This window comes from Flavobacterium sp. (assembly GCF_043779715.1).
In the GTDB taxonomy this organism is placed as follows: Bacteria; Bacteroidota; Bacteroidia; order Flavobacteriales; family Flavobacteriaceae; genus Flavobacterium.
Window position 1 is genome coordinate 1 of sequence record NZ_JAYWDT010000064.1, and the last position, 21,907, is coordinate 21,907.

Consider the following 21,907-nt stretch of genomic DNA (forward strand, 5'->3'; position numbering starts at 1 on the left):
AAAAAACTAAAAAGCACTATAAATAAACTTATTTTTTTCATAATTTATTTTATTAGAATAATTTTAAAAATTTTTACTTCCATTAGGTTGGTACACAAAATTAAATTTGTAATATCTTGATGGTTCAGTTCCTGTTGGGTTTGCAGGTGCGTTTTGGTAATAATTTAGAATTTCCATTTTGGCATATTTCCCATCGTGGGTTTTTACAACAATTACTTTTCCTGCAATTGGCGAAATAACATTGTTTGAAGAATTGTAATTATACCAACCATTGCCTGAGCCTGTTGGGATTGCGTTTAGTGTCGCTGTATCTTGATTAAACAAGTTATCGACTGGTGCAGTAGTTACATTTGAAAATATTGAAGAAACAATACTTGCTGCTCCTATCCCAGTTCGTTCAGGTTGTCCTGTTGTTGCAACGCCACCGTTTACAAGAATTGTTGTAGACCGAAACGCAATATCCCAGTTGTCGCCAGTAGCTATTACTTGACCTGTTGCAAAACTAAATTTTACAAAATCTCCACTTACGGGTTGTCCGCCACCGCCTATAACTGGTGCATACAAATTAGAAAAGGTTTGCACTGTTAGTGCTGTTGGTGTTGATGTTTGTGTTGGCTCATCGTCTTTTGAACAAGAAAAAAAAGCTACTGAAATTGCTAATACTAAAATTGTTTTGAAATTCTTCATGATTGTATAAATTAGGTTTAAAATATTTAAAAATTGTATTGCACTTTACAATACGTTAATCTTCCTGCGTAGTTACTCGCATTTTGTGTATCGGTGAAATTCAAAATATTATCGATTCCGATTTGTATTTCAATTTTTTCTTTGATTTTTTTGGTAATCGAGGTGTCAAAAATGACATACTCTTTTGCAAATTCATCGAAGTTGTCAAGAATTGCGTTGTTGTTTGTGTCAAATAATCCGTATTTGCTTCGGTAGGTTGCTCGGAAATTATGATTGAGATTCCAAATAGGAATTTTCACAAAATATTTGAAATTTGCGGTATGTTTGGAGCGATTGAATAATCCGAAATAATCAGATTGTTTTAGTTCAAACGATTGTGATGTAATTGGGTCACGAGCAAAAACCTTTTTATATTTAATGTCTTGAATTACATCATTGTCTTTCGCAATTAGGTATTGATAACCGCCAGATATTTCTATGTTTTCTGTGATTTTAACGGACGAATTGAACTCTAAACCTTCTGTAAAAACCGACCCAATATTGTTGTAACTAAATATATTTTGTCCGTTTGTGAGTCGTGCAACGGCTCTTGTATCAATCAAGTTTTTTACTTGGTTATAGAAAATGTTTATGGAAGATTTTATATTTTTAAAATTGTGTTTGACACCAAAATTATAGCCAATACTAGTTTCCGGATTTAATGGTTTATCGAAAAAATTGGCTGAGACGATACTGTTTTGAATACGTCCTTGCGATTGTAATTCTACCAATCGAATTGGGGCAACATTGTAACCGAGAACAATGTAACCCACGCCTAGATTTTCGAAATTGAAGTATAATTGTCGCAAATCGGGTGCTTTGAAACCATAACCTGCTGAACCTTGAACCGAAAACTGTTTGATAAATTGATAATTCAAAGCCAATTTTGGACTTAAAACCGAGGCGTACGATAAATTTTTATCATATCGTAAACCCGCCAAAATATTAAACTTTTCTTTCAGATTATAATCGTATTGCAAGAATCCATAATACGAATTATTGAATGCTTTTTGGGCAAAATAGGTTCTTTCTAAATTATTGAAATTGTAACCAAATCCAGAAGTATAAGTTGTATTTCGTTTTTTGAGAGAAGTTCTTACCTCAGGACGAAGTAAATTTTCTTTAAAAAAATCATCATACAAAATGGCATTTGTATCATTGAAACGCACATCGTCTTTTATAAAATATTGAGTTGCATAAAACTCGCCTGTAAAACTTAAATTTTGGTTTGGATTGTAAAAAAGTCTGGAATGACTATTAAATTCGTTGGTTTTGGTTTTACCCGAAGCATTTTTATTATTTACAATAGTCTCAACATTACTCCTTTGATCGAAATATCGGTTAGATAACAACAAATTCCATTCATCCGAAAATTTATAATTGAGTTGCAGTTGAGAAGTTACGTTTTTGTAAGGCAAAGCGGTTTTTTCATTATCGGATTTATCCAAATCGTAACCATAGGTCGAAAAAGAATTTATTGATGCATTTACACTTAATTTCTTCACTCCAAAACCAAAATTCAGGTTGTTATCTGTAGTAATAAACGAACCCAAACGACTATTTAATTCACCACTAATTTTTTTGCTTTTTGGAGCTTCGGTAATAATATTTATCACACCTCCTAATGCTTCAGAGCCATATAAACTTGACGATGCACCTTTGACTATTTCTATTTGTTTAATATTGTTTAACGTAACTCTACTTAAATCTAGCGTTCCTGCCGAACGACCAATTAATGGAACACCATCAATCAAAATCAATGTATATTGAGCGTCTAAACCTTGCATTTGAATACCGAGAACGCCACCAAAATCTGGAACAATAATCAGTCCTGTTTGTTCTTCGAGGATATCGTTAAGTCGCAGGGCGCCAGTTTGTTTAATTTGTACTTTTGAGATTAATTGTACAGGTAATGGCAAAGATGATAACTGTCTTTCGGTTCGAGTTGCAGTAACAACAACCTCTTGCAGTTTATTTGTGTTTACAGTATCGCTTCGCTTTTCTTGAGAAAAACCAATACAAAAAGGGATGATTACAGTTAAAATTAAAAATATTTTTTTCATTGTTTAGAATCTCTCTTAATAATTTTTGACAAATGTATGTCTTATTTTTAATTATTCTAAATAAATATAATATATTTGCGAAAGAAATTTAACATAAAAACATAACATTATGAAAATCAAAACAATTCTATTTTTATCATTTATTATGCTGGCTAGTTTGTCGGCAAAAAGTCAAGATTTAAAAAAACAAGAAGACATAAAAGCAATCAAATCGATGTGTGGTTGCTATGAAGTGCAATTTAATTTTGCTGAAACTTTTAGCTACTCAAAAGATAGTTTATATAAAAAATCTCCTGTAAAACATGACACTGCCTTAGAATGGATAGAGCTCATAGAAGACCAACCCAATAAAGTTTCTTTACAACATTTACTAATTGTTGGAAAAAATGAAAATGACATTGTAAAACATTGGCGTCAGGATTGGTTATTTGAAAACACTAATTTTTACACGTTCAATAAAGAAACAACTTGGAATTTTAGTCAATTAAAGCCTAAAGAAGTAAAAGGACAATGGACACAAAAAGTATATCAGGTTGATGATAGCCCAAGATATGAAGGTGCTGCTACTTGGATTCACGCAGATGGAAGACATTATTGGGAAAACACGACAGACGCACCTTTGCCAAGAAGAGAACATACTATTCGTAATGATTATAATGTTTTGCAACGAACTAATGTGCACGAAACAATAGCAACTGGTTGGATTCACGATCAAGATAATTCTAAAATAATTAGAAAAAATAACGAAAAAGATGTTTTGTTAGCACAAGAAAAAGGACATGATGTGTACACAAAAGTGGAGGATTCTAAATGTAAAATAGCGCAAGATTGGTGGAAAAAGAACAACTCGGTTTGGAAAAAAGTTAGAGACCAATGGGAAATAATTTTCTTGAAAAACAAAACTTTATCTCTAGAGAAAAAAGTGGATGATCAATTTTTATTTATGAAATTATTTGACCTAAAATCAGACGCTACAAGAGAAGACGTTAACAAAATTATTGATAGTTACATTGTAAAATAAACACTATGTGTAAATTTTTAAACACAAGCCTGAATGGAAATTTGATTAAATGCACGCATTCTGAAAATTTCCAATTGTCGTACAAGAATTTGACTTTTAGCTTGACACCTTTTGAACTAGAGAGTTTTAAAACCTATTTATCTAAAATTGATGCTAGTTATTGGGAAAAAGAGTATGAAAATTCTATTTATGAGAAAAAAATTCCGATTCCTACCTTGCAAACAAACCTTATGCTGCTAATAGATAGATATGAGTTATATGAACTTTTAGACTTACTAAATCTCAAAAAAGGAAAATTTTATTTAAGCGTAGAAGATATTAAATATCCTATGATTTTGAATTGAAGTTTTGTTTGAGTTAAAAAATCCGTCTCATTAAAAAATGAGACGGATTTTTTTATTTACATTCTTTCCGGAACATCAATACCTAAAAGTTTGAAAGCTGTTTTTATAGTATCGGCCACTTTTTTAGACAATTGTACTCTAAATACTTTTTTGTCGTGATTTTCTTCACCAAGAATAGAAACTGTTTGATAAAACGAATTGTATTCTTTTACTAAATCATAAGTGTAATTTGCTATCAAAGCCGGACTATGATTGCTAGCAGCACTCTGAATCACTTCAGGATACATTTCTATTTGCTTGATGAGTTCCTTCTCTTTTGGATGTAATTCCGTCGAAATTGTAACTGCTGTATCAAAATTTGCTTTTCGCAAAATAGATTGAATACGAGCATAAGTATATTGAATAAAAGGACCTGTATTTCCTGCAAAATCGACAGACTCTTCTGGATTAAACATCATCGATTTTTTAGGATCTACTTTAAGCATATAATATTTTAGCGCACCCAAACCAATGGTTTTATATAATGCGGCTTTTTCTTCTTTAGAATAATCTTCGAGTTTGCCTAAATCTTCAGATAATTTTTGAGCCGTTTCGGTCATTTCTTCCATCAAATCATCAGCATCAACAACTGTTCCTTCGCGTGATTTCATTTTTCCAGAAGGCAATTCGACCATTCCGTAAGATAGATGAAATAAGCTTGAAGCCCAATCGAATCCAAGTTTTTTTAATATCAAAAATAAAACTCTAAAGTGATAATCTTGCTCGTTACCCACCGTGTAAACCATACCACCAACATCAGAAAAATCCTTAACACGTTGAATCGCTGTTCCTATATCTTGTGTCATATAAACCGCTGTCCCGTCAGAACGCAATACGATTTTACGATCTAATCCATCTTCTGTCAAATCTATCCAAACGGAACCGTCTGGATCTTTTTCGAAAACACCTTTGTCTAATCCTATTTGAACTACTTCTTTTCCTAATAAATAGGTGTTACTTTCGTAATAATAAGAATCGAAATTCACTCCTAAATTTTTGTATGTTGTGGCAAAACCATCATAAACCCATTGGTTCATGCTTTTCCAAAGAGTGATTACTTCTGGTTTTCCAGCTTCCCAATCAAGGAGCATTTGTTGGGCTTCGATAATGATTGGCGCTTGCTTTTTAGCTTCTTCTTCGGTTTTTCCTTGCGACATTAATTCGCTAATTTCTGCTTTGTAAGTTTTATCAAACTCAACATAATATTTACCAACTAATTTGTCGCCTTTTAGACCTGAAGTTTGTGGCGTTTCTGAATTTCCAAATTTCTGCCAAGCAAGCATCGATTTACAAATATGAATTCCTCTATCGTTAATAATCTGTGTTTTATATACTTTTTTCCCCGAAGCTTTGATTATTTCTGCAACTGAATATCCTAATAGATTATTACGAACATGGCCTAAATGCAAAGGTTTATTAGTGTTTGGCGAAGAATATTCGACCATGATTGCCTTTTCATTTTCACTTGGAGATACAAAACCAAATTGTTCGTTGGTTTTTATTTTGTTGAAGAAATTGATATAATAATCATTAGCAATTACAATATTCAAAAAACCTGAAACTACATTAAAAGCTTCGACTTCGATTACATTTTCGACCAAATAATTTCCAATTTTATTTCCTAAATCAGCTGGATTCCCTTTTATTACTTTTAATAAAGGAAAAATCACCATGGTAATATCTCCTTCAAATTCTTTCCTTGTCGATTGAAATTCGATTTTCTCGATTGTAACATCGAAAAGTTCATGAATTGCGATTTTAATACTTGGAATTAGAATTTCTTGTAGTGACATTTTACTTTTATTTTAAGATGCCAAAGATACTGTTTTATTCTAAATAGTCAAGAGTCATAAAGTTCTAAGTCCTTACTAAACTGAATGTTTTATTTTATCTAAAATGTCTAAATAATTTAGTTATTCTGAAATAAAAATCTAAATTTGCTTTTAATTTAGGTAAGAATTATCTTTAAAACAACCAAATTTAAAGCATCACAATTATGAAAAAAATTATTTTTTTATGTTTTTTATTAGCAAGTATAGCTTCATTAGCACAATATAATCCAGATGCTCCTTGGATGCAAAATTTGCAATCTAAAGATGGTAATGCGACAATGACCGAAATGAAAAATGCCTTTGATGAGTATTGGTTACACCATGACAGAAGTATTAAAGGAAGTGGTTATAAACCTTTTATGCGTTGGGTTAATCATCAGGAAAATCAACTTCATGATGATGGTACAATCCTAACAAATGAAGAATTACTTCAAATTTATAATGCAAAAAAACAATCTCAAACTAACAGAAGTATTACTGCTACAAGTAATTGGCAACCAGTTTTTGGAACTTTACCATATATAAATTCAGGTTCATGGTCATCGGGTCAAGGACGTGTACAAGCGGTTGCGGTAGATCCTAACAATGCAAGTATAATATATGCGGGTACTCCTGCGGGTGGTGTTTGGAAATCGACCAATGCAGGAACTAGTTTTGTTCCTTTGTTTGATGAATTTTCACAAATTGGAGTTTCTGGAATTGCTATAGACCCAAACAATTCTAACATAGTCTATATTGCAACTGGAGATAGAGATCATTCAGACACGAGTTTTATTGGTGTTTACAAGTCGATAAATGGCGGTACAACTTGGAGTATAACGGGAACTATTTCTGGAGTTAGTAGAGCTTCTGATATTTATGTAAATCCTTCCGATTCTAATATGGTTTGGGTAGCGACAAGTGCTGGTCTTTATAAATCAGTAAATGCTGGAACCTCTTGGACAAGAACTTTGACTGGAAACATAAAAGATATTAAAATTAAACCAACAGATCCAACGATAGTATATGCTGTGAGTGCTACTGCTTTTTATAGATCTTCCGATTCTGGAACTACTTTTACAACAATAACCTCTGGATTACCAGCTTCATCTGGACGATTGGTTATTGATGTGACACCAGCAAATCCGAATTATATTTATGTTTTAAGTGCTACTACAGGTAATGGATACCAAGGTGTTTATAAATCGATAGACTCTGGTCTAAATTTTACAGTGACGACTAATACTACAAATATTTTAGAAAATACTCAAGCATGGTACGATTTAGCACTTGCAGTATCAACAACAAATGCTGAAGAAATTTACACGGGTTGTTTGAATGTTTGGAAATCGACAAATGGAGGAACTTCTTTCACAAAAATGAACAATTGGAGTTCACCTTCGGCAGTATCATATACACATGCAGATATTCATATTTTAAGATTTTTTGGAACAAAATTATATTGTGGAAGCGATGGTGGTATTTATGTTTCTTCAAATGGAGGAACTAATTTTACCGATTTAACAAAAACCATTCAAAACGGGATAATTTATAAACTGGCTGTAGCAAAACAAACGTCATCTAAAATGATGACAGGACATCAAGATAATGGTGGTCATGCATTTAATGCAAACCAATGGAAAAATTATTATGGCGCAGACGGAATGGATGTTGCTATAAGCCCACTAAATCAAAATTTAAGTTACGGATTTATACAATACGGAGGTTCTTTATACAAAAGTACGAATGCAGGTAGTAGTTCTGGAGGTTTTGTAGCTGGAGCTCCCTTAGATGAAACAGGAACAAATGATGATGGAGGAAACTGGGTTACACCTTTAGAAATAAATAGTTTGGGTGAACTTTTTGCAGGATATTCTATGTTATATAAGTCAACTGGTGGCGCTTGGGCACAACAAAGTATTTCAACAATTGGGACTGGAGATATCGATTTGATTGCTATCGACCCTAGTAATGATAACAATATATATGTTACAAACGGTTCTCAATTATATAAAAGTATTGACAAAGGAATAAATTTTGTACTAGCTTATACTGCATCTACAACCATTTCAAATATTTGTGTACATTCCTCCGACAGTAATATTCTTTATATTTTAACCGCTGGAACATCTGGACAAGCGTTAAAATCTATTGATGGTGGCACAACATTTTTAAATATTGCCACAGGATTACCTTCAATAGGGAAATTTTGTATTAAGCATCAAGCACATGCGAATAATCCATTATATGTAGGTACAAATCTTGGCGTATATTATAAAGATGACACAACTGCTACTTGGACAGCTTTTGACACTAATTTGCCTAATGTAAAAGTTACTGATTTAGAGATAAATTATGTTGATAATAACATAACCGCAGCAACTTTTGGTCGTGGTGTGTGGCAATCTCCTTTACCAACAGTCTTAGGAACTGATGAATTTCAGCTTCAAAATATTGGAATATATCCAAATCCGTCAAACGGAATTTTATCAGTAAAATTAGGCGAAATTATTCCTGAAAGTATTGAAATTATTGATTTAACTGGTAAAATAATTTATACTCAAAAAAAGTTTGAAAATACTCATGAAATTATGTTAAACTTATCTTCTATTTCGAACGGAATTTATTTTATGAAAATTGCAACCGGCTCTCAAAGCTTAACGAGGAAGATTATTAAAAATTAATCTTTAGTCTAAAGAAAAAAATAAGAGTTAAAAACCAAATTTCTTACTAAAATACGCTAAAACTAATTATTGGTTTTAGCGTATTTTTATTTTGTAATCGCATTGGGTTTGCTTTATATTTTAAAAGATTAAAGTGAATGTTTATTTGCAAAATTATTTGTAGATTTATACTAGGAAACTAAAAACTAGTTTTCTGTCTCGTCGAATAATTGTAAACTTATCTTATATTTTTTTTGAAGAATTTCTAGTTGTCATTATTTCTAATAGCATGCGTTTTATCGACGAAAAAGCACCTTTAATCAGATTTTATACATATATTTGTTTAGATATAATCATAATTACCTACTATGAAAAAAAATATCCTACTATCGTTTTTACTATTTTCAGTTATTGGTTTTTCACAAGTCATCACTATAGATACAGGTACTTATAACGCTGACGGATTAGTGAGGACAGTACTTACAAACAATAGCCCTTGTCTAAGCATAAATAATGTAAGTTCTCGAACTGGAACAAATTTTGGATCAACAAACGGTATTGGTTATTTTACAAATACAAATCCCGCTTTTCCTTTACAAAACGGAGTAATTCTGACTACAGGAAATGTATTAAATTCTCCAGGTCCAAACAACACTATTTTAAGTGATGGGACATTAGGTTGGGCTGGAGATGTTAACCTCCAAACTGCTCTTGCAGCAGCTGGAGTAACTATGGTTTCTAAAAACGCTACGGTTTTAGAATTTGATTTTACTCCGTTTTCACCTAATTTTAATTTTCAGTTTTTATTTGCCTCCGAAGAGTATGGTACCTACCAATGTCTTTCGCCTGATGCTTTTGCTTTTTTATTAACTAATAACACAACAGGCGTAACTCAAAACCTAGCTGTAATTCCTAGTACTACTATTCCAATATCTGTTCAAACGATTAGAAATAGTATTTATAACCCTTCTTGTCTTTCTGCTAATCCTAGTTATTTTGGTTTGTTTAATGATGGGACTGCAGCGGCAGCTTCGGCAACAAATTACAACGGGCAAACGGTAATTATGAATGCTTCTTCTACCAATTTATCAACAACCGACACCTATCATATAAAACTAGTTATCGCCGATGGGAATAACGACAATCAGTTTGATTCAGCTGTGTTTTTAGGCGGTGGTAGTTTCGATTTTGGTCAAGATGTTTTAGGGCCAGATATAACCATTGCAAATGGAACAGCACCTTGTAATAACAATAATATCAACGAACCTTACACTATCAGTTCAGGATTAGATCCTAATTTATTCGATTTTGTGTGGAAAGACGTAAACGGAAACCCGATTCCTGGAGAAACAGGACCCAATCTTATCGTTAACCAGCCTGGCACTTACCTTCTAACATATTATGTACAATTGACAAGTTGTGAAGTTGCTACTAATTCAATTGTTATTGAATACAAAGCACCTATTATCACACCCGACCCTATAAACTTATACAAATGCAACAATGGGTCTGCCAATTACACTTTTGATTTAGCCACAAACACTCCTATTGTAGACCCAAGCTCAATTTATCAGATAAGTTATCATGAGTTTCAAAATGAAGCAAATGCTGGGAGTAATCCATTGCCAGCTAATTATACTGTTGCAACAGGAAGCCTACCTAAGCCAGTTTGGGTACGCATACAAAACCCAACGACAGGCTGTTATTATTCTAAATCATTTGTTTTAGATCTTACACCTAGCCCTATTGCTAATTTCCTTGGTAATATGGAAAGATGCGAAACAATTGCAGGATCTGGTCTAGCTGATTTTGATTTAGGTAATGTAGCACAAAATAATGCTGTATTAGGAGGTCAATCATCTAGTATTTATAGTGTTTCATATCATCTTACTGCTCCCGACGCGGCTTCTGGAGCAAATCCTATTAATACAACAACAGCATACAATTCAGGAAATACAACAATATATGTTAGAGTTTATGTAACCACAGATCCGAGTTGTTCGAGTGCAATAAGTTTCAATTTGATTGTAAATCCCAAACCAGTTGTCGAAGATAAACCCGATCAATATGTTTGTGTCAGCTACTTCTTGCCTGCCCTAACTCCTGCTTTAGGAAATTATTACTCTGGACAAAATGGAGCGGGCACATTATATCCTGTTGGTTATGAAGTAACCATAGATCAGCTTATTTATATCTATTATCAAAATCCAACGACAGGATGTAGTGCCCAGACAGATTTTCAAGTAACTATTGTAGAACAACAAGACTTAACACCTGGAAACGTAACTGCTTGCGATAGTTATTCTTTACCCGCTTACCCATATCCTGGAACTCGATATTTTGCTAACGCAGGAGGGCCAATAGCTGGAAACACCGAATTATTTCCGCCACCAACAGGAACACCTATTACGACTTTAGGAGTTACAACAATACATGTATATTATCAATCGCCAACGGATCCAACCTGTATCATATTTACAAGTTTTGATGTTACAATAAACAAAACTCCTACTATAACAGGTACTTATCCAAACTTATTCGACTGTACAGCCATTAATACTTTACAACCTATAACTGTGGATATTGGAACTGCAAATTATTACACTTTAGATGTCCCGACTGGTGTTTACACTCCCCTTATATTGCCAATAACAAGCGACACCACTGTATATATGTATGCCGAAAATAATGGTTGTAGAACACCTATAACTAGTTTTTCAGTAGTAATAGGAACTGGTAGTTTCCTTGATAGCTTCGATAGTTGTGATTCTTACAATTTAGCTGCTCCTCTTGTTGGAGAATACCGTACCCAAGCTAATGGAGCTGGAACAGTAATCGCACCAGGATTAATAAACACCAACACTACACTATTTCATTATGTAGCAGGTGCTCCTTGTACATATAATTACTCCTTTACGATTAGAATTCTAAAACCAACGTTAACTGCTCCAGCTCCAGTAACTAGATGTGATTCATACACATTACCACTAAATCCAGAGGGCGGCAGTTACTACACTTTATCAGGTGGTCCAGCAACAGCTAGTAATGTGCAACTTTTTCCTAATGATATTATTACAGCAACGACCACAATATATGTTTACAAAGAATCTGCAACTGCTTTAGTGCCTGTTTGCTATAACGAGCAACCTTGGACTATTACTATAAATCAAAAACCTGTATTAGCACCTGTAGCAACTTCATACATAACATGTTATGATTTTACTCTAACTAGCCAGCCCCCAGTAGGGAATTATTATCATAATTCAGGCGGTGTTAATCCAATAACACTGCCCTATACTATTTTACAAACAAATACACCTAGTAATTTAGAAACTATCTATATTTATGCCGAAAACCCGAACGATCCAGCTTGTAATAGTGAAACCTCGTTTGTTGTCGATTTTGATGGAGTTGCCATTCCTGCTAATCTAAAAGTAGACCGATACGCTTGCGATACTTATACATTACCATCACTTCCTGCAAATTTTTATTATTATACTGCTACAGGAGGGCCAAACGGAACAGGTAGTATTGTGACACAGCAAACCTATATAACCTCGACCACTACTCCTATTTTTATTTATACCGAAACTAATGTGCGTCAGATTTGTTCCGATGAATATGCATTTAATATTATTATTTATGACACACCAGTATTAGACGCCACGCTTCCTATGTCTTTTAATTATTGTGATAGTTTTACCTTACAACCACTTACCGTTGGTAAATATTACAATCAGTCTATTACAAATACAATAGGTAGAGTAGAAATACTTGCTGGAACTGTTTATAGTGCAACAAACTTACCGCCAACCTCTGTTTTTGTATATGCCGAATCAGGCACAAGTACAACCACAACTTGTTCTATAGAAAGAGAAATACCTATTACTTTATTTAATGTAACGCAGCTTCCAGATGTTCCTACAACCTGCGAGAGTTATCAATTAAAAGCAAGTGATTTACAACCTGGCGAAAATTATTATTTGAATAATGATGGTACTGGATTATTAGCATCAAACGCTACTATTTCTGCTTCTGGAATTACTACAATATATATTCGTGGAAACGCACCATTTGTGCCAAGTTGTTTCGACCAAACTAGCTTTACTGTTACTATTGTAAAAAGGCCTATTGCTTATACTGTAAATCTGTTAGAAAAATGTGATACTTTTGGGTTAAATGACGGTATTTTCGAGTTTGATTTAACAGACTCAGCCATTAGAACACAGGTCTTAAACGGACAAATACCTGATGCCGATTTTACTTTAACATTTTACACCTCTTTAGCTGATGCAAATAATCCGCTAGCAACCCCTATTCCAACACCAGCAGCTTATCCTAACGATAATCCGCTTACAGATAGTGTTTGGATTAGAGTGCAAAACAATACAATAACCAATTCTTGTTTTGCAGTAACGGAATTAAGACTAAAAGTAAATCTTTTGCCTAATCCGCAATTAGATCCCGAATATTTTATTTGTAAAGACCACGAAACTGGAACTTTATTAAATTTTGCGACTTTGAATACAGGATTATCTAATCCAAACTACACTTATACATGGACACTTGATACTGCTCCTTATGGTGGAAACACAAGCTCGATTACAACAAATCAAATTGGAACTTATACGGTAACAGTTACAGATACTTCCGTAACTCCAAATTGTCCTAAAACCATAACGACAAGGGTCACCCTATATGAACCTTACATTAGTTTCGAGTATAGTGATGCGTTCGAAAACCCCACTTATATTACTGTAAATGTTTTAGGAGCTGGTTCAGGAAATTATGAATATCAATTAGATAACGGACCGTACCAAAGTAGTAATGTCTTTTATAACGTTACTCCTGGAGAACATACAATTTCGGTAAGAGATAAAAACGGACATTGCTCACCTGCTCCAGTAAAAGTAATTATGATAAATTACCCGAAATTTTTTACGCCAAACGGTGATGGTTATCACGAAACTTGGAATATTCCAAATTTAAAAATGACCAATCCAAATGCGCCTATATTTATTTTTGATAGATTCGGAAAACTAATCAAGCAAATAACACCAACAACAGATGGTTGGAACGGAACCTTCAACGGACAACCATTACCAGCAACCGATTATTGGTTTACAGTAGATTATACCGAAAAAGGGGAGACAAAAATATTTAAATCCCATTTTTCTTTAAAACGCTAACACTATTCAAATAGTTAAAAACCCTCTTAATGATTGCATTTAAGAGGGTTTTTTAATTTTATTTCCAATTCATGTAACTTTTCATATAGTCAATCGTCTAGTAAGTAGTCAAAAGCAAATAAAATGTTAAAATAAATATAAAATAGTACTTTGTATTGCATGGTATTATTTATTACATTACTTTTGACACATCATCAATTAAAAATCAATCATCAAAATGAAATTAAAAGCAATTTTAATTTGCCTATTGACTATATGCGTCAATTTGCAAGCACAGACATCGACACCAACAAATCCCGTTATCCTCAATCAAGGTAACATTACAGGGAAAGTTATTGACAAGCGAAACAACGAAGCACTGCCTTACGCTTCGGTAACGGTAAAAGAAGACGGAAAAGTAATTTCTGGAGGAATGACTAAAGACAATGGAAGCTTTACCGTAGACAATCTCCCCTTAAAAACACTAAAAATAGAAGTGGTTTTTATGGGATACAAAAAGTATGAAACAACTATCACCCTTTCAACAGACGCTAAAAGTTTTAACTTAAAAAACATTACACTCGAAGAAGAAGCCAAAGAATTAGCTGAAGTAAGTATTGTTAAGGAAAAATCTACCGTAGAACAGAAAATTGACCGAAAAGTCATAACGGTTGGAAAAGATTTGATCTCAGCTGGTGCTACTGCCGCTGATATTATGAATAATATTCCTTCGGTAACAGTAGATCAACAAAACAATACAGTAAGTCTAAGAGGCAATGAAAATGTGCGAATTTTTATCGATGGAAAACCTTCCAATCTTTCAGCAGCACAGGCTTTACAGCAAATTCCTTCGACTTCGATCAAGCAAATCGAATTAATTACAAATCCTTCGGCTAAGTACAATCCTGAAGGAATGAGTGGTATTATCAATATCGTTTTGAATAAAAACTCGAATTTAGGCTTTAATGGAAATCTTAACACAGGAGTAAATTTTGGCAAAACACCAAAGTTCAACGGTTCAATAGATCTAAATTACAGAGTAAATAAATTTAATTTTTACACAACCTACTCTATAAATCACGGAAAAAGCTTTAACGAAGGTATAATTCACTGGGATAAGTACAATAGCACAGAAGATTATAATCTTTCTTTTAACATAAATCCGTTTCAAAAAAATCACTTTACAAAATTAGGCACCGATTTTTATATCAACGACAAAAACACACTATCGTTTTATACGATCCAATCTATCAGCAACCCGGTTGCTCGTTTTATTAACGGTGTTGATTATGTAAATCCTTTAACTCCTGATAAAACTCAGGTTCAGAATTCGACAGGTAAAGAAAAAAATCAAACGTATAATTTGGCCTACAAACACCAATTTGAAAAACCAGAAAATACATTAGATATTGAGTTGAATTACAACCTAACTACTGAACCAGAAAACAGTGTTTTTACCGATGAAAACGGCAATCTGTTAAAAACAAATAATGTGAGTCGTGATGGCAAAAACTTTATTGCCAATGTAGATTATGTAAGTCCATTAAATGAAACTTCGAAAATTGAAGTTGGTTTAGAAAGCCGTATTGACGGAACTAGAAATAAATTTATTTTAGACGGTAATTATGATTCTGATTTTGTGTTTAACCGAAATATTCAATCGGCTTACGGAAATTACAGCAGCCAATTTGGCAAATGGAGTTACCAATTAGGGTTGCGTTTAGAAAGCTATGATGTAAACGGAACTTTCAAAAAAGTAAGTGAAAGCGACGACACTTTTAAAGATTACATTTTTACTTTTTATCCATCTGCTTTCTTTACTTATACTCCTTCTGATAATAATACGTTCAACTTTAATTATTCTAGAAGAGTAGACAGACCAAACATGGAACAAGTAAATGAAATCAGACAGTGGACTGGACTTACTGTAGAACAAATTGGAAATTCTGATTTGAAACCGCAATTCACGAACTCGGTAGAAGCAAATTATACCAGAAAAGTAAAAATTGGTTCAATTACATCAGGCGTTTTCTTTAGATATATTAATGACGATATTTCTCAAGTATTAACGACCAATCCATATGATTCACAAAAACAACTTTTAACTTTCACCAATTTTGATCACAATACGGAATATGGTGTAGAAGTTTCAGGGAATTTAGATTTCAATAAATGGTGGAATACAAACTTTGGAGTAGACAGCTACTTTAAAAATAACAAAGGAATTATTGAAGACCGAAATGGGAATTTAGTAGAAAAAGAAATTAATGCTACGTTATTCAATTCACGAATGAACCACACATTCAAACTGACTAAAGATTTCAGAGTTATTTGGTTTACCATGTACAGAATGGGAGAAAGAAGCTTACAGTTTACAAACAAAGACATGTGGAAAACTGATTTAGGTGTTCGTTTGAATCTTTTGGATGGAAAAGGGACGTTAGGTGTTCGCTATAACGATGTGTTTAAAACAATGAAATCTACTTTTCACAGTTCTGATCCTGCAATACTTGACGGTACTTTCCGTTGGGAAAGCCAAACTGTGAATGTAAACTTCAGCTACCGTTTTGGTAGTGGAAAAAACAAAGCTTTAGATCGCAAACAAAGAGAAAAAAATGATTCACAAGGTGGCGGTATGTTTTAAAAATAATTGAGTTTGGTTACGTTTTATTGAGCAAAATCCCTCGAAGAGTTACTTCGAGGGATTTTCTTTTACGTGTTAAACATTTCTTAAAAATGTAACAAAGCATTCCTTGTATCGTCTAGTAGACACTACTTTTGCGGTAGTTTTAAAACATCATTATCAAAAAAAATATTATGAAAATTAAAATCCTAATTCTTTTTACTTTATTGAATTTTACCTTCGTAAAAGCTCAAAATTCTGTTCCTGAAGCTAAAAATCCGGGAAGTGTTTCTGGAAGTATTTCTGGAAAAGTAGTTGATAAAAAAACCAACGAAGCAATTCCTTACGCATCAGTAACTATAAAAGACGGCACTAAAGTTGTATCTGGCGGAATTACGAAAGAAAACGGAACCTTTACCATTTCAAACTTAGCCTTACAAGAACTAACTATTGAAGTTCAGTTTATGGGTTACAAAAAACAGGTAAACAACGTAACATTAACACCAGAAAACAAAAATATAACGCTAAAAACGATTGCTCTCGAAGAAGAATCTACACAACTTAACGAGGTTTCTATCGTAAAGGAACGTTCAAGTATAGAGCAAAAAATAGACAGAAAAGTAGTAACTGTTGGTAAAGATTTAATCGCTTCTGGAACAACAGCTTCAGAGATAATGAACAATATCCCTACAGTAAGTGTCGATCCACAAACCAAAGAATTGAGCTTAAGAGGAAATACTAATGTAAAAGTATTAGTAGATGGTAAACCTACAAATATTGATGCAACACAATTGTTGCAACAAATTCCGTCTTCATCTATCAAACAAATTGAATTGATTACAAATCCTTCGGCAAAATATAGCCCTGAAGGCATGAGTGGGATTATTAATATTATTTTGCATAAAAACGCAAGTACTGGTTTTAACGGAAGTATAAATACTGGTGTAACTTTTGGCATAACACCTAAATTGAATACGGCTTTAAACCTAAACTATAAAGTGGGTAAAGTAAATCTTTATAGTAATTACGGACTAAACCACGGAAAAAACAGAAACCATGGTTACATAAACAGTTTTAGACCAGGTTTAGAAAATGAGCAAATATTTGAGTTTAACAATTTAAACACTTCTCATTTATTAAAATTAGGGTTAGATTATTATATTAATGACAAAAACACATTCTCGATATATACCAACCAAAACATCACTAACGGAAGCGGTAATGGCTTGACTGATGTAAATTATATCAGTCCATCAAATAGCGACTCAAGCCAATTATTCAAATCGAAATCTGATAATAATACTCAAACATACGATTTAGATTTTAAACACGATTTTACTAAAAAAGGTGAAAATATAGAATTTCAGGTCAACGTTTCGAATACAAAAAGCCCTGAGAACACAGACTATAACGAAACGGAAGCAACACCTAAAACAACTCTAAAAACCAACGATATTGCTAGAAACACTGATTATTTACAAATTAATATTGATTATGTAAATCCGATATCAGAAACTACAAAACTAGAAGTTGGTGCCGAAACTAGAATTCAAAATATTACAAATAATTTTGATGAAACTGTTTCTGAAGCAACTCTTCCTTACAATAAAATAGGAGATTCAAACTTTAAATTTGACAGAAACATTAGTGCAGTTTACACCAATTATAGTAAGCAATGGAAAAAATGGAGTGCACAATTTGGAGTAAGATTAGAACATTATAATATTCAAGGAGATTTTAAAAACGTAGTAAATTCATCAGAACCAACTGAAAATGTAAATGATAATCGCTCGATTGAAGATAATATCTTTTCGGTTTATCCATCAGCCTTTTTTACTTATGCTGCAAACGACAAAAACTCATTTAATTTCAATTATTCAAGACGTGTAGACAGGCCAAGTGTAGGACAAATTAGTCCAATTCGTGAATGGACAACTGTATTGGTTGAATCTCGTGGAAATCCAAATTTACAACCACAATTTACCAATTCCTTTGAAGTAAATTACACAAGAACAGTAAAAATTGGTTCTATTACTTCAGGTGTTTTTTACAGACAAATTAATAACGAAATTGGAAGAATTATATATAAAAACCCTACGGACAATAACCAAGATATTATTTCTTATGATAATTTTGACAATAACAATGCCTTTGGAGTTGAAGCTTCTACAAATTTAAAAGTAGCAAAATGGTGGTCTGTAAATGCAAGTACCGATGCTTATTTTAAAACTGTAAAAGGAACTGTACAAAATGCAAATACTGGTTTACAAGAAAAAGGTGAAGTTGATGTAGTGAGTTTTAATGCTCGTGTAAATCAAACTTTTACAGCAACAAAAAACCTAAAAATTAATTTATTCGGAATGTATCGTGGTCGTGATTTAGGATTACAATTTGAGAGAAGCCCGATGTATAAAGCCGACATAGGAGCAACTTATTCTATTCTGAAAGGAAAAGGAAGTATTACTGGAAGGTTAAATGACATTTTCAATACCATGCATTTTCAATTTGACGGAAGTATTCCTTACAAACAAGCAGGTGCTTTTTATTGGGAAAGCAGAACGGTTTATGTAGGATTAAATTATATGTTTGGTGGTGGAAAAAACAAAGCACTACAACGCAAACAACGTGATGCAAACGAAACCCAAAGTGGCGGTGGACTATTGTAAGAAATCAAAAAATATGCACTTATTATAAACACTAATTTCACTAATTTACACAAATTAATCTGTGTAAATTAGTGAAATTGTTGTTTAATAATCTACCATTTAATAATGGCACTTGCCCAAGTAAAACCTGAACCAAATGCAGCGAGAACAACCGTGTCGCCAGACTTAATTTTTCCTTGTTCCCAAGCTTCAGTCAAAGCAATAGGAATAGATGCTGCAGTAGTATTTCCGTATTTTTGAATGTTGTTAAAAACCTGATCGTCATTCAAACCAAATTTCTTTTGTATAAACTGAGAAATTCTCAAATTCGCTTGGTGCGGAATTAGCATATCTATATCCGAAACTTGCAAATTATTAGCTTCTAAACCCTCATTTATTACTTCACTAAAACGAACCACAGCGTGTTTAAACACAAATTGCCCATTCATATAAGGGAAATAACTTTCGTCATCTGGATTGTTTTCGGCAATAATATCCGAAACCCAACGTCCGCCCATTCCTGGTGCTAAGACAGATAATTCTTTTGCATGCTCCCCTTCGGAGTGTAAATGTGTCGATAAAATTCCTTTGGTTACATCATCTTCTCTGCTTAAAACTGCTGCTCCTGCTCCATCTCCAAAAATAACCGAAACATTACGTCCTCGAGTGGTCATATCTAATCCTAATGATTGTACTTCTGAAGCAACAACTAGAATGTTTTTATACATTCCTGTTTTAATATATTGGTCTGCAATCGAAAGTGCATATATAAATCCCGAACATTGGTTTCTAACATCTAATGCTCCAATAGTTCTTAAACCTAATTCTTTTTGCAACGCAACACCTGGTCCTGGAAAATAGTAATCTGGAGAAATGGTGGCAAAAACAATAAAATCAATGTCATCGTTAGCCAATCCAGAACGTTCAATTGCTATTTTTGCGGCTTTTACACCCATCGATGTTGTGGTATCTTCTCCTCTTACAATGTGGCGACGCTCCTGAATACCAGTTCGTTCCTGAATCCACTCGTCATTGGTATCGATAATTTTTGCTAAATCGTCGTTTGTAACTATATTGTCTGGAACATAATGACCTAGTCCCGTAATTTTAGAATGATACATATTTTATATTTTTATTAAAAATCAGTTTGCAAATTTACACTTATTGTAAAATTAAGCAATTAAAGTTAGTTAGTTTTACTTAATTTGTATAAATAAAAAACCTATGGAATATTTTATAATTTGTATTGTTGCGCTATTGGGCTCCGCTTTAACCTTATTTTCGGGTTTTGGGTTGGGTACAATTCTTCTACCCGTTTTTGGGTTATTCTTTCCAATAGAAATTGCGGTTGTACTTACTGCTTTGGTACATTTTATGAATAATATTTTCAAACTATTTCTCTTTGGACAGAGAGCTAATAAAGATGTTATTTTTAAGTTCGGAATTCCAGCCATATTTTTTGCTTTTCTTGGTGCTTATCTATTAAAATTATTAACCCAAATGCAACCCATATTTGAATATTCTATTTCTGAGAAATCATTTGAAATAATGCCTTTGAAACTTATCATTGGACTGTTACTAATTATTTTTTCTTTGTTCGATTTTATTCCGAGACTAAAAAACTTAGAATTCGATAAAAAATATTTATCTATTGGAGGTGTTTTAAGTGGCTTTTTTGGCGGAATTTCGGGTCATCAAGGCGCATTGCGTAGTGCTTTCTTAATTCGTTCTGGCTTAAGCAAAGAATCATTTATAGCCACAGGGGTTGTTATTGCTTGTTTGGTCGATGTTTCGAGATTGAGTATTTATATTCCTAAAATAGTAAATAATGAACTTTCGCTAAATTATAAACTAGTACTATTCGCAACACTTTCGGCATTTTTAGGAGTTTATTTTGGTAATAAACTATTGCAAAAAACAACCTATAAATCTATTCAGAATATTGTGGCGTTTATGTTACTTGGTTATGGTTTTTTATTGATTTTCGGGATTATTTAAAAAAGCAGACAAGTTCACTTCCTCATTATATTTCAAGTACGAATCGTGATCAAAAAAAATTACTTTTTTATCAGAAACTGATTTGATTAAATAATGACTTCCTCGAAAATAAGATTGTTTTACTGTAACTTTCAAAATTCCGTTTTCGGACATTTTCAGTTGATGCGGATACAACAAAACAATTTCATTTTCTCCTTCTACAAAAGTAAATTGCGATAATTTAAGCTCGTTAACTTCGCCAAAAAGCGATGCTGTATATTTATGCACCGGATTCACATAAATTTCTTTTGAAATGCCTTTTTCTAGAATTTTTCCGTCGTGTAAAATGATGGTTTCATCAGAAAAAGACAAAGCATCTGTACTGTCATGAGTAGCAACCAAACAAGTAATATTTTTTTCTTTGAGATATGAAAATAGGTTTCTGCGCAAAGCATTTTTTCTGAAATTGTCTATATGACTAAACGGTTCGTCTAGCAATAAAACTTCAGGCTCAAGTGCTAAGACTCTAGCAATAGCAACGCGTTGTTGTTGTCCTCCGCTAAGAAATTTTGCTTTTACATGGGCAAATTCTGTCATTTCGACAATTTCGAGCAATTCCTGAATGCGATTATTTTTTTGCTCTTTATTTATATTCGACAAATACTTTCCTACGTTTTCGGCTACAGTTATGTACGGCATCAAATCGAAATCTTGTGCCAAATATTTCATACAATCCACACCTGGAATTAAATTGAATTTTGGGCCTAAAACTTCTGCTTCTTTCCAAAATAACTGACCTTCATCTAAATCGTATAAGCCATAAATTA

At 33.0% G+C, this 21,907-nt stretch carries 12 protein-coding genes; 7 read left to right on the forward strand and 5 right to left on the reverse strand.

Features of this window, described 5'->3' with window-relative positions:
* Window positions 1–63 precede the first annotated feature (63 nt).
* The gene (locus ACH2BG_RS03275; protein ID WP_395046302.1) at window positions 64–687 is read right to left on the reverse strand and encodes an HmuY family protein; all 624 of its coding nucleotides are present in this window, start codon (window positions 685–687) and stop codon (window positions 64–66) included.
* Window positions 688–713: 26 nt separating this feature from the next.
* On the reverse strand, window positions 714–2,789 hold the full coding sequence (locus tag ACH2BG_RS03280) for a TonB-dependent receptor plug domain-containing protein (protein WP_395046303.1): 2,076 nt from the start codon (window positions 2,787–2,789) through the stop codon (window positions 714–716).
* 109 nt (window positions 2,790–2,898) lie between these two features.
* Here ACH2BG_RS03280 and ACH2BG_RS03285 point away from each other — a divergent pair, with 109 nt between their 5' ends.
* Together ACH2BG_RS03285 and ACH2BG_RS03290 are read left to right on the forward strand one after the other, a co-directional pair.
* The gene (locus tag ACH2BG_RS03285) at window positions 2,899–3,810 is read left to right on the forward strand and encodes a DUF6607 family protein (RefSeq protein WP_395046304.1); all 912 of its coding nucleotides are present in this window, start codon (window positions 2,899–2,901) and stop codon (window positions 3,808–3,810) included.
* 5 nt (window positions 3,811–3,815) lie between these two features.
* Window positions 3,816–4,154 carry a DUF6686 family protein gene (locus tag ACH2BG_RS03290; RefSeq protein WP_395046305.1) on the forward strand — a complete coding sequence of 113 codons (339 nt, stop codon included), beginning with the start codon at window positions 3,816–3,818 and terminating at the stop codon, window positions 4,152–4,154.
* 56 nt (window positions 4,155–4,210) lie between these two features.
* Here the strand turns inward: ACH2BG_RS03290 and argS are convergent, their stop codons facing one another.
* Window positions 4,211–5,986, reverse strand: coding sequence for an arginine--tRNA ligase (gene argS / locus ACH2BG_RS03295; RefSeq protein ID WP_395046306.1), 1,776 nt, complete (start codon window positions 5,984–5,986; stop codon window positions 4,211–4,213).
* 203 nt (window positions 5,987–6,189) lie between these two features.
* On the opposite strand from argS, the gene ACH2BG_RS03300 reads away from it, so the two are divergent.
* The 4 genes from ACH2BG_RS03300 to ACH2BG_RS03315 all read left to right on the forward strand — a co-directional run bounded on the left by ACH2BG_RS03300 (window position 6,190) and on the right by ACH2BG_RS03315 (window position 19,124).
* Window positions 6,190–8,688 (forward strand): T9SS type A sorting domain-containing protein, encoded by a 2,499-nt coding sequence (locus ACH2BG_RS03300; protein WP_395046307.1) that lies wholly within the window; start codon window positions 6,190–6,192, stop codon window positions 8,686–8,688.
* Window positions 8,689–9,035: 347 nt separating this feature from the next.
* Window positions 9,036–13,856 (forward strand): choice-of-anchor L domain-containing protein, encoded by a 4,821-nt coding sequence (locus ACH2BG_RS03305; RefSeq protein WP_395046308.1) that lies wholly within the window; start codon window positions 9,036–9,038, stop codon window positions 13,854–13,856.
* A 217-nt stretch (window positions 13,857–14,073) separates the two neighbouring features.
* Window positions 14,074–16,479 carry a TonB-dependent receptor domain-containing protein gene (locus ACH2BG_RS03310; protein ID WP_395046309.1) on the forward strand — a complete coding sequence of 802 codons (2,406 nt, stop codon included), beginning with the start codon at window positions 14,074–14,076 and terminating at the stop codon, window positions 16,477–16,479.
* 173 nt (window positions 16,480–16,652) lie between these two features.
* On the forward strand, window positions 16,653–19,124 hold the full coding sequence (locus ACH2BG_RS03315; RefSeq protein ID WP_395046310.1) for a TonB-dependent receptor domain-containing protein: 2,472 nt from the start codon (window positions 16,653–16,655) through the stop codon (window positions 19,122–19,124).
* 92 nt (window positions 19,125–19,216) lie between these two features.
* Here the strand turns inward: ACH2BG_RS03315 and ACH2BG_RS03320 are convergent, their stop codons facing one another.
* Entirely contained in the window at window positions 19,217–20,224 is a 1,008-nt protein-coding gene (locus ACH2BG_RS03320; RefSeq protein ID WP_395046311.1) for a 3-oxoacyl-ACP synthase III family protein, read from the reverse strand.
* Window positions 20,225–20,327: 103 nt separating this feature from the next.
* Here ACH2BG_RS03320 and ACH2BG_RS03325 point away from each other — a divergent pair, with 103 nt between their 5' ends.
* The gene (locus ACH2BG_RS03325) at window positions 20,328–21,101 is read left to right on the forward strand and encodes a TSUP family transporter (protein ID WP_395046312.1); all 774 of its coding nucleotides are present in this window, start codon (window positions 20,328–20,330) and stop codon (window positions 21,099–21,101) included.
* Here ACH2BG_RS03325 and ACH2BG_RS03330 read toward each other — a convergent pair.
* Window positions 21,078–21,907, reverse strand: an 830-nt coding sequence (locus ACH2BG_RS03330; RefSeq protein ID WP_395046313.1) for an ABC transporter ATP-binding protein, incomplete at its 5' end; no start/stop codon positions are given. The genes ACH2BG_RS03325 and ACH2BG_RS03330 overlap by 24 nt on opposite strands.